The organism is Rhodopseudomonas sp. BR0C11 (assembly GCF_010820945.1).
GTDB classification, from domain to species: Bacteria; Pseudomonadota; Alphaproteobacteria; order Rhizobiales; family Xanthobacteraceae; genus Rhodopseudomonas; species Rhodopseudomonas palustris_H.
The window spans coordinates 39,081-47,977 of sequence record NZ_QTKI01000002.1 but is presented as its reverse complement, the minus strand read 5'-3'; the positions used below and the strand labels follow the sequence as shown (position 1 = coordinate 47,977).

The following is an 8,897-nucleotide window of genomic DNA, read 5'->3' as shown; positions in this document are numbered from 1 at the left end:
GCGGCCTGGCGCGGCCGGGAACTGGCGGTCGGGGTGGCGCTGCCTGCGACCTTCGGACTGATCGTGCTGGCCGAACCGATCGTGCGGCTGTTGTTCGAACACGGCGCGTTCAGCGCCGCGGACTCGGCCGCCACCGCGCAGGCGCTGGCGGTGCTGGCGGTCGGCCTGCCCGCCCAGGTGCTGGCCAAGAACTGGTCGGCCGCGTTCTTCGCCCGCGAAGACACCCGCACGCCGCTGGTGGCGACCCTCATCTCGGTCGCGGTCGCGCTGGTTGCCGCCGTGCTGCTAGGCCGGCTGTTCGGCGCCGCCGGGGTCGCGGGCGCGATCAGCCTCGGCGCCTGGAGCAACGCAGCCCTGCTGCTGGGACGCGGCGTGCAGCGCTTCGGGGTCACCATCGATGCGCCGGCGCGGCGCCGGATGGTGCTGATCATGCTTGCATCCCTGGTGATGGGCGCGCTGCTGTGGTTCGCCGCCGGCGTGGTGCTGCCGATCATGGCGACGGGCTCCACTTTGGTCCAAGCCGCGGCGCTCGCCGTGCTGATCGGCGGCGGTCTAATCGTCTATGCCGCAGTTTTGATGCTGGCCGGCGTCATTCGTCTTGATGGGGCGCTTCGCGCGCTGCGGCGGCCACGTGGCTTGCGCGACTAGCGCAGCTGTGCCACTTCACGGCGCCTTTTCCAGACCAAGCGCGGGAATCACGATCATGGCCATCACGCAGCGGGTATTCTCCGGCATCCAGCCGACCGGCAATCTGCATCTCGGCAATTACCTCGGCGCGATCGTGAACTTCGTGAAGATGCAGGAGACGCACAATTGCGTTTACTGCGTCGTCGACCTGCACGCCATCACCGTTCCGGTGACGGTCTGGGGCGGTCCCGACGAGCTGCGCAAGAACATCCGCGAAGTGACCGCGGCGTTCATCGCGTCCGGCATCGATCCGAAGAAGCAGATCATCTTCAACCAGAGCCAGGTGGCGGAACACTCCGAATTGGCCTGGGTGCTGAACTGCATCGCGCGGCTCGGCTGGCTGAACCGCATGACCCAGTTCAAAGAGAAGGCCGGCAAGGATCGCGAGAACGTCTCGGTCGGTCTGTACGACTATCCGGTGCTGATGGCCGCCGACATTCTGGTGTATCGCGCCACCCACGTTCCGGTCGGTGAGGACCAGAAGCAGCATGTCGAACTGACTCGCGACATCGCCCAGAAGTTCAACAACGATTTCTCGGCGTCGATTGCGGCGCAGGGCTTCGGCGACGCTTACTTCCCGCTGCCCGAGCCGGTGATCACCGGACCGGCGACGAGGGTGATGAGCCTGCGCGACGGCACCAAGAAGATGTCGAAGTCGGATCCGTCCGATTACTCGCGCATCAACCTGACCGACGATGCCGACGCGATCGCGCAGAAGATCAAGAAGGCCAAGACCGATCCGGAGCCGCTGCCAAGCGAAGAAAAGGGCCTGGAGACCCGGCCCGAAGCCGACAATTTGGTCGGCATCTACGCCGCGCTGTCCGGCAAGCCGAAGACCGATGTGCTGACCGAGTTCGGCGGCGCGCAGTTCTCCGCGTTCAAGTCGAACCTGGTCGACCTCGCCGTCACCAAGCTGTCGCCGATCGCCGGCGAAATGAAGCGGCTCTCGGCCGACCATGCCTATGTCGACTCGGTGCTCGCCGACGGCAGCGACCGCGCCCGTGCGATTGCGGCCGAAACCATGGTGGCCGTGAAGGACATCATGGGCATGGTGCGCAAGAAGGGCTGATATCGGTCCCAGCCCTCGTCGTGAGGAGCCCGGCGCAGCCGGGCGTCTCGAACGACGAGCTTGTATCGCCATGGTTCGAGACGCGCAGCTTCGCTGCGCTCCTCACCATGAGGCTTGCCCTTAGAGGGCCTGCCCTTGTCCTGCCCGCTGTCGCCATGGCAGCATCGCGTCGTTGCGCGGGCGCGCGCTTGGGAACTCCGGGGGCACCAATGAGCAGCCAGCGACGGAGCTATGAATCCGGCCATAAGCCGAAATGTCTGGTGATCGTCGACGACACCGCCGAGTGGGATCGCGCGGTGTATTACGGCAGCCGCTGGGCGGTGCGGGTCGGCGGCGGCGTGGTGATGCTGCGCGTCATCGAGATCCTCGACAAGAACCAGCAATGGCTCGGCGTCGCCGACGTAATGCGCGCCGAAGCGATCGAGACCGCTGAGCTTGCGCTCGACCGCGCCTCCGGCCGCGCCAACGGCGTCGCCGGGATCACGCCGGAGCGGGTGATCCGCGAAGGCGACACCATCGCCCAGGTGCGCAAGGTGATCGACCAGGACGTCGACATCGTCATGCTGGTGCTGGCGGCCGATGATGGCCCGGAAGGACCGGGTCCGATCGTCACCGCGATGGTGCGCCATCTCGGCACCTTTCCGGTGCCGGTGATGATGGTCGCCTCCAGCCTCACCGACGACGACATCGACGCCCTCGCCTGAGCCTGTGCGGCCCTCGAAAACGTGAGCGTTGTCAGCCACTTTCAGCAACCTCCGGGAGAGCCCGCGGGTTGACCGTGCGTTTCCGAGCGCTATTTGCTAGGAGAAACCTACGCACCGGCCTTGAACCGGCGACGACGGAGACAATCGATGTTCATTCAGACCGAACCGACCCCCAATCCGGCCACGTTGAAATTCATTCCCGGCCGGACCGTGCTCGACAGCGGCACGCTGGAATTCACCGATGCGGCCCAGGCGGCCCGCTCGCCGCTCGCGACGCGGCTGTTCGACATCGATGGCGTCAGCGGCGTGTTCTATGCCACCGACTTCGTCACCGTCACCAAGGACAAGGGCGAGTGGCAGCACCTCAAGCCCGCGATCCTCGGCGCCATCATGGAGCACTACATGTCGGGCGCGCCGATCCTGGCCGACGGCAAGTCGGACGGCGAGGATGGCGATGACGACGAGTTCTACGCCGAGGGCGACGCCGAGACGGTCGAGATCATCAAGGACCTGATCGAAACGCGGGTGCGCCCGGCGGTCGCCAACGACGGCGGCGACATCACGTTCCGCGGCTTCAAGGACGGCATCGTCTATCTCAACATGCGCGGCGCTTGCGCCGGCTGCCCGTCATCGACCGCGACCTTGCAGCACGGCATCCAGAACCTGCTGAAGCACTTCGTGCCGGAAGTGGTGGAAGTCCGCCCGGTCACCTGACCGATAGCTGCCACAACGCTAGGCAAGCACGACAAACAGGCATGACGCACCGCGCCATGCCGTCCATCCGAATAGTTGTCGATCGGCCCGCCCGGGACATGACGCAACCGTCGCATTGCTGATATGTTAGCCGGATGCTGATCCTCGCCATCGATACGGCGCTCGACGCCTGCGCAGCCGCGGTGCTGGACACCGAGGCTAATCGGCTGCTCGCGGGCGAATCGCAGGCGATGCAGCGCGGTCACGCCGAAGCCCTGATGCCGCTGCTCGGCCGGGTGATGGATGCTTCTGGCATCGGCTTTCTCGACATCGACCGCATCGCGGTGACCACCGGGCCTGGTAGTTTCACCGGCCTCCGGGTCGGCCTCTCGGCTGCGCGCGGTATCGCACTCGCAGCCGCCAAGCCGGTCGTCGGGCTGACGACGCTGTCAGCGTTCGCGGCGCCGCTGGTGAGCGAGACCGACGACACCCCGATCCTGTCGGTGATCGATGCCCGTCACGACCACGTCTACTACCAGCTCGTCGCCGGCAACGGCACGATGATCGTACGCCCGCGGGTGGCGCCGATCGCCGAAGCGCTGGAAGCTGCGCGTTACGGTGCGCCGCGGCTGGTCGGCAACGCCGCACAGCTGCTTGCCGATCGCTGGCCGGCCCTGACCCCGCCGCCGCTCGCAGTAGATCAGCGCCCCGCGCCGGATATCGGCTGGCTCGCCTGGCTGGGTGCAGCAGCAACACCGGACGCCGCGCCTGCCAAGCCGTTCTATTTGCGGCCGCCGGACGCTAAGCCGAAGATTGATCCCATTGCTCAATCGGCGCAGCCCGCCGCATGACGCGCTGCCGTATGTGCCATCAATGATGACTTGGCTGGCCGAATTCTGGGGCTACGCCGACGCTGTGGTCGAAACGGCGACGCTACGCGATGCACCGAAGCTTGCCGAACTGCATGCCGCTTCGTTTCATCGCGGCTGGGACGAGCAGGAATTCGCCGACCTTTTGAGCGAGCGCAATACGCTGGTGCACCGACTGCGCGTCGGCCGGCGAATCATCGGATTTGTTGCATCGCGGATCGGCGCGGACGAAGCCGAAATCCTATCAATTGCGATCGCCGCCTCGTATCGCGGCCGCGGTCTGTCGCGTGAAATGCTGCTGACTCACCTCCGTCATCTCGCAGGACGTGGCGTCGCCACGGTGTTTCTCGAGGTGGAGGAAAACAATCAGCCGGCGCGACGACTCTACAATCGTACCGGTTTTCAGGTGGTTGGCCGACGCGAGCGCTATTACCGACAGCCCAACGGGGAACAATTGAACGCATTGATAATGCGTCGCGACTTGTCCTGATCGCCTTACAGTGGCAGAACAATGCCCAATAACCATTCACCCGCAACCACGTTGACGCCGATGTCCGAACCCAAGGCAACCGAAATCGAAGCCCGCTGCGCCGCCACCGGCATGCGCATGACGGAGCAGCGCCGCGTGATCGCGCGAGTTCTGGCGGAGTCGGAAGATCATCCCGACGTCGAAGAACTGTACACCCGCTGCGTTGCGATCGACGACAAGATCTCGATCTCGACGGTGTACCGCACCGTCAAGCTGTTCGAAGATGCCGGCATCATCGAGCGTCACGACTTCCGTGAAGGCCGCGCCCGCTACGAGCAGATGCGCGACAGCCATCATGACCACCTGATCAACCTGCGCGACGGCAAGGTGATCGAGTTCACCAACGAAGAGATCGAGAAGCTGCAGGCCGAGATCGCCCGCCGCCTCGGCTACAAGCTGGTCGATCATCGCCTCGAACTGTATTGCGTGCCGCTCGAAGACGATAAGTCCTGAGCCGGTAGCACGCCCGACGCATCTGCCGATCGCCGCGAGCTTACCGGCTCGCGGCGTTATTAGTTTCAATCGCAGCCGGCCGCAGATGTGACTCCCGAACTTGTTATCTTCGATTGTGACGGCGTCCTGGTCGACAGTGAGCTGATCTCCTGTCGGGTTCATGCCGAGACGCTGACAAGCTACGGCTATCCGATCACGCCGGACCAGGTCGCGGCGCGTTTCCTCGGCCGTTCGGGTCGCGAGGCCCGGCGCGAGATCGAAGCGGAGACTGGCCGGCGCTTCGCCGACGACATCGAAGCAAACCTGCTCGGCGCGCTGCTGCGCGCCTTCGCCGAAACGCTGCAGCCGATCCCGTTCGTCGCCGAGGCGCTCGACACGCTGGAGCAGCCGTTCTGCGTCGCCTCGAGCGGCACGCTGGATCGGATCCAAGTCGCGCTGACCCACGCGGGTCTAATTGGCCGGTTCGCTCCGCATCTGTTTTCGGCCGAGCAGGTCGCGCACGGCAAGCCGGCTCCGGATCTGTTCCTGTTCGCGGCGGCGCAAATGCGAGCCGCCCCGGAGCGCTGCGTGGTGATCGAAGACAGCGTGCCGGGGGTGCTGGGGGCAAAAGCGGCCGGCATGACCGTGCTGGGCTTTCACGGCGGCGCCCATTGCACCGACGCCAGCGCGGCCGCGCTGACCGCCGCCGGGGCCGATCGGCGTTTTGCCGATATGCGGCAACTGACGACAATCATTGAAGAAATTTAGCCGCTCGACGGACTGGGCGCGGCAAATCGGCGGTCGCGGCTGGATTTCGCCGGGTTTCGCCTATAAGTGACGGGCAACGCGCTGGAAAACGCGCGTTTTTTGTTTGGGCTCCCGCACACGATGTCTCCGCCGCGCAAGCTGCACATCAAGTCATACGGCTGTCAGATGAACGTCTACGATGCCCAGCGCATGGTGGACGCGCTGGCGCCGGAAGGCTTTGTCGAGACCGCGAACGTGGATGACGCCGATCTGGTGATCCTGAACACCTGCCACATCCGCGAGAAGGCGTCCGAGAAGGTCTATTCCGAGCTTGGCCGGCTGCGCGTCGCGCGTGACGAAGCCGCAAACCACGGCCGGCGGATGCAGATCGCGGTCGCAGGGTGCGTGGCGCAGGCCGAAGGCGAAGAAATCATCCGCCGCGCGCCGGTGGTCGATGTCGTGGTCGGGCCGCAGAGCTATCACAACCTGCCGCACCTGCTGGCCAAGGCCGAACAGCACGGCCGCGCGCTGGAAACCGAGTTCCCAATCGAGGACAAGTTCGGCGTTCTGCCGCAGCCGGCGCCGGACGCGATCCGTGCCCGCGGCATCTCGGCCTTCGTGACGGTCCAGGAAGGCTGCGACAAGTTCTGCACCTTCTGCGTCGTGCCCTATACCCGCGGCGCCGAGATGTCGCGCCCGGTGGCGGCGATCGTCGAGGACGTCAAACGGCTCGCCGAAAACGGCGTCCGCGAAATCACGCTGATCGGCCAGAACGTCAACGCCTATCACGGCGACGGGCCGGACGGCCGCGCCTGGTCACTCGGGCGCCTGGTGCGGCGCCTGGCCGAGATTCCGGGGATCGTCCGGCTGCGCTACTCGACCAGCCATCCGAACGACGTCGACGACGATCTCCTGGCCGCGCATCGCGATCTGCCGGCACTGATGCCGTTCGTGCATCTGCCGGTGCAGTCGGGTTCCGACCGGATCTTGGCGGCCATGAACCGCAAGCACACCGCCGACGATTATCGCCGCGTGATCGACCGGTTCCGGTCTGCTTCCGCAGCGATCGCTTTCTCGTCGGACTTCATCGTCGGTTTCCCGGGTGAAACCGAACGCGATTTCTCCGCGACTCTCGCGCTTGTCGCACAAATCGGCTACGCTGGGGCGTATTCGTTCAAATACTCGCCGCGGCCCGGCACGCCCGCGGCGGACATGCCGGAGATGGTGCCTGCAGCGGTCATGGACGAGCGGTTGGAGCGGCTCCAGCAATTGATCGACCAGCAGCAATCGGCCTTCAACAAGGCCGCGATCGGCCGGACCGTGGAGGTCCTGTTTGAGCGCGCCGGCCGCAAGCCCGGCCAGATCGTTGGCCGCACCGCTTATCTGCAGCCCGCCCATGTGATGGCGCCCGACAGCATCATCGGACAGGTGCTGCCGGTCCGCGTCGACAGCCTCGAACGCTACAGCCTGCTCGGCGAACTCGCATCCGCAACCTCCCGGCCGGCCGATGCGATGGCCGCCACAGGAGCCTGAGCCCCCTTGGTCAAAAGCGCACCGGAATCGTCTTCGTTCGTTTCCCGCCGCAAACCCGATCGCGACAGCTTGAACCCGCCTGAAACCCAGGTCGTCATCGATTTCGACGACAACCGTGCCGCCTCCGCTCTGGTCGGCCCCTACGGCCAGAACCTCGCTCAGATCGAGCGCAGGCTCAGCGTGGTGGTGGATTCGCGCGGCAACCACATCACCATCGGCGGCTCACGCGAGGGCTGCGACGCAGCGCGGCGCGTGCTGGAAACGCTGTATGCCCAGGCGGTGTCGGGCCACGATCTGGTACAGGGCGACGTCGAAGGCGCGATCCGCGCCGTGATCGCCCAGGGGTCGCTGTTCGAATTCGACACCAAGCAGCCGTCCACCACCGCGTTCGAGGCGATCAATTTGCGCAAGCGCCCGGTCCGGGCCCGCACCGCCGCGCAGGACTCCTACATCCGCGCGCTGAAGCGCCACGAGCTGGTGTTCGGTGTCGGCCCGGCCGGCACCGGCAAGACCTGGCTGGCAGTGGCGCACGCCGCGCAGCTGTTCGAGCGCAAGGAAGTCGACCGCATCATCCTGTCGCGGCCCGCGGTCGAAGCCGGCGAACGGCTCGGCTTTCTGCCCGGCGATCTGCGCGAGAAGGTCGATCCTTACTTACGGCCGATCTACGACGCGCTGTACGATCTGATGGATGCCCGGATCGTCGAACGCGCGCTGCAGTCCGGCGAGATCGAGATCGCGCCGCTGGCGTTCATGCGCGGCCGCACCCTGACCAACGCGGCGATCATCCTCGACGAGGCGCAGAACACCACGTCGATGCAGATGAAAATGTTTCTCACTCGTCTCGGCGAGAACAGCCGGATGATCATCACCGGCGACCCCAGCCAGGTCGACCTGCCGAACGGCCAGACCTCCGGCCTGTCCGAAGCGGCCCGTCTGCTATCCGGCGTCGAGGGCATCGCCCAGGTCCAGTTCAGGGCCGAGGACGTGATCCGCCACGAATTGGTGGCGCGGATCGTCGCCGCCTACGAAGGAGCGCCGTCACCGGCGAATGGTAAGTCGTGATGTCGCAGCCACGCCCTGGGCGCCACCCCGATTGCAACGGGGCGGACCCGGATAGTAATTTTGCCTCGATGACCCATAGTGCTCGTCCATTCACCGAAGTCGTGATCGAAGCCGATTGCTGGCAGGCCGAAGCATCGGCCGAAGCAACCGTGCTGCGCGCGATCGAAACCGCCGCCGATGCGCTCGACGCCGACACCGGCGGCGCCGAGCTGGCCGTGATGCTGACCGACGATGATCACATCCGCCAGCTCAATGCGTCGTTCCGCGGCAAGGACAAACCGACCAACGTGCTGTCGTTTCCCGCGACGCAGCCCGAGGTGCAGCCGGACGGCGCGCCGCGGATGCTCGGCGACATCGCGATCGCGTATCAGACCGTCCGCCGCGAGGCCGACGACGAAGACAAGCCGTTCGATCACCACCTCAGTCACCTCGCCGTGCACGGCTTCCTGCATCTGGTCGGTTACGACCACGAGACCGATGAGGAAGCCGAGGAGATGGAAGACGCCGAGCGCGCCATCCTGGCGCGGCTCGGGATTCCGGATCCCTATGCGGGCCAGGATCGGGTGAGCTGA

Annotated in this window: 11 protein-coding genes; all 11 read left to right on the top strand. The window is 65.7% G+C overall.

Annotated elements, in window-relative coordinates; genetic code table 11:
- The coding region (locus DYI24_RS00705; RefSeq protein ID WP_205523310.1) for a lipid II flippase MurJ at positions 1 to 648 on the top strand (648 nt) is incomplete at its 5' end.
- Between the two features lie 55 nt (positions 649 to 703).
- Positions 704 to 1,756 (top strand): tryptophan--tRNA ligase, encoded by a 1,053-nt coding sequence (trpS, locus tag DYI24_RS00700; RefSeq protein WP_107353998.1) that lies wholly within the window; start codon positions 704 to 706, stop codon positions 1,754 to 1,756.
- 209 nt (positions 1,757 to 1,965) lie between these two features.
- Positions 1,966 to 2,460, top strand: a complete 495-nt coding sequence (locus tag DYI24_RS00695; protein WP_107342673.1) for a putative universal stress family protein — start codon at positions 1,966 to 1,968, stop codon at positions 2,458 to 2,460.
- Between the two features lie 147 nt (positions 2,461 to 2,607).
- Positions 2,608 to 3,174, top strand: coding sequence for a NifU family protein (locus DYI24_RS00690; protein WP_164570885.1), 567 nt, complete (start codon positions 2,608 to 2,610; stop codon positions 3,172 to 3,174).
- 134 nt (positions 3,175 to 3,308) lie between these two features.
- Positions 3,309 to 4,004 (top strand): tRNA (adenosine(37)-N6)-threonylcarbamoyltransferase complex dimerization subunit type 1 TsaB, encoded by a 696-nt coding sequence (gene tsaB, locus DYI24_RS00685; protein WP_107342671.1) that lies wholly within the window; start codon positions 3,309 to 3,311, stop codon positions 4,002 to 4,004.
- Between the two features lie 22 nt (positions 4,005 to 4,026).
- Positions 4,027 to 4,512: a ribosomal protein S18-alanine N-acetyltransferase gene (rimI, locus tag DYI24_RS00680; RefSeq protein ID WP_107342670.1), complete on the top strand. Its 486-nt coding sequence runs from the start codon at positions 4,027 to 4,029 to the stop codon at positions 4,510 to 4,512.
- Between the two features lie 60 nt (positions 4,513 to 4,572).
- Positions 4,573 to 5,004, top strand: a complete 432-nt coding sequence (locus tag DYI24_RS00675) for a Fur family transcriptional regulator (RefSeq protein ID WP_107342669.1) — start codon at positions 4,573 to 4,575, stop codon at positions 5,002 to 5,004.
- Positions 5,005 to 5,091: 87 nt separating this feature from the next.
- The gene (locus tag DYI24_RS00670; protein ID WP_164570884.1) at positions 5,092 to 5,751 is read left to right on the top strand and encodes an HAD family hydrolase; all 660 of its coding nucleotides are present in this window, start codon (positions 5,092 to 5,094) and stop codon (positions 5,749 to 5,751) included.
- 120 nt (positions 5,752 to 5,871) lie between these two features.
- Positions 5,872 to 7,263: a tRNA (N6-isopentenyl adenosine(37)-C2)-methylthiotransferase MiaB gene (gene miaB / locus DYI24_RS00665; RefSeq protein ID WP_164570883.1), complete on the top strand. Its 1,392-nt coding sequence runs from the start codon at positions 5,872 to 5,874 to the stop codon at positions 7,261 to 7,263.
- Positions 7,264 to 7,269: 6 nt separating this feature from the next.
- Complete coding sequence (locus DYI24_RS00660) at positions 7,270 to 8,325, top strand: PhoH family protein (protein WP_164570882.1); 1,056 nt, start codon at positions 7,270 to 7,272, stop codon at positions 8,323 to 8,325.
- A gap of 68 nt (positions 8,326 to 8,393) precedes the next feature.
- Positions 8,394 to 8,897, top strand: coding sequence for an rRNA maturation RNase YbeY (ybeY, locus tag DYI24_RS00655; protein ID WP_164570881.1), 504 nt, complete (start codon positions 8,394 to 8,396; stop codon positions 8,895 to 8,897).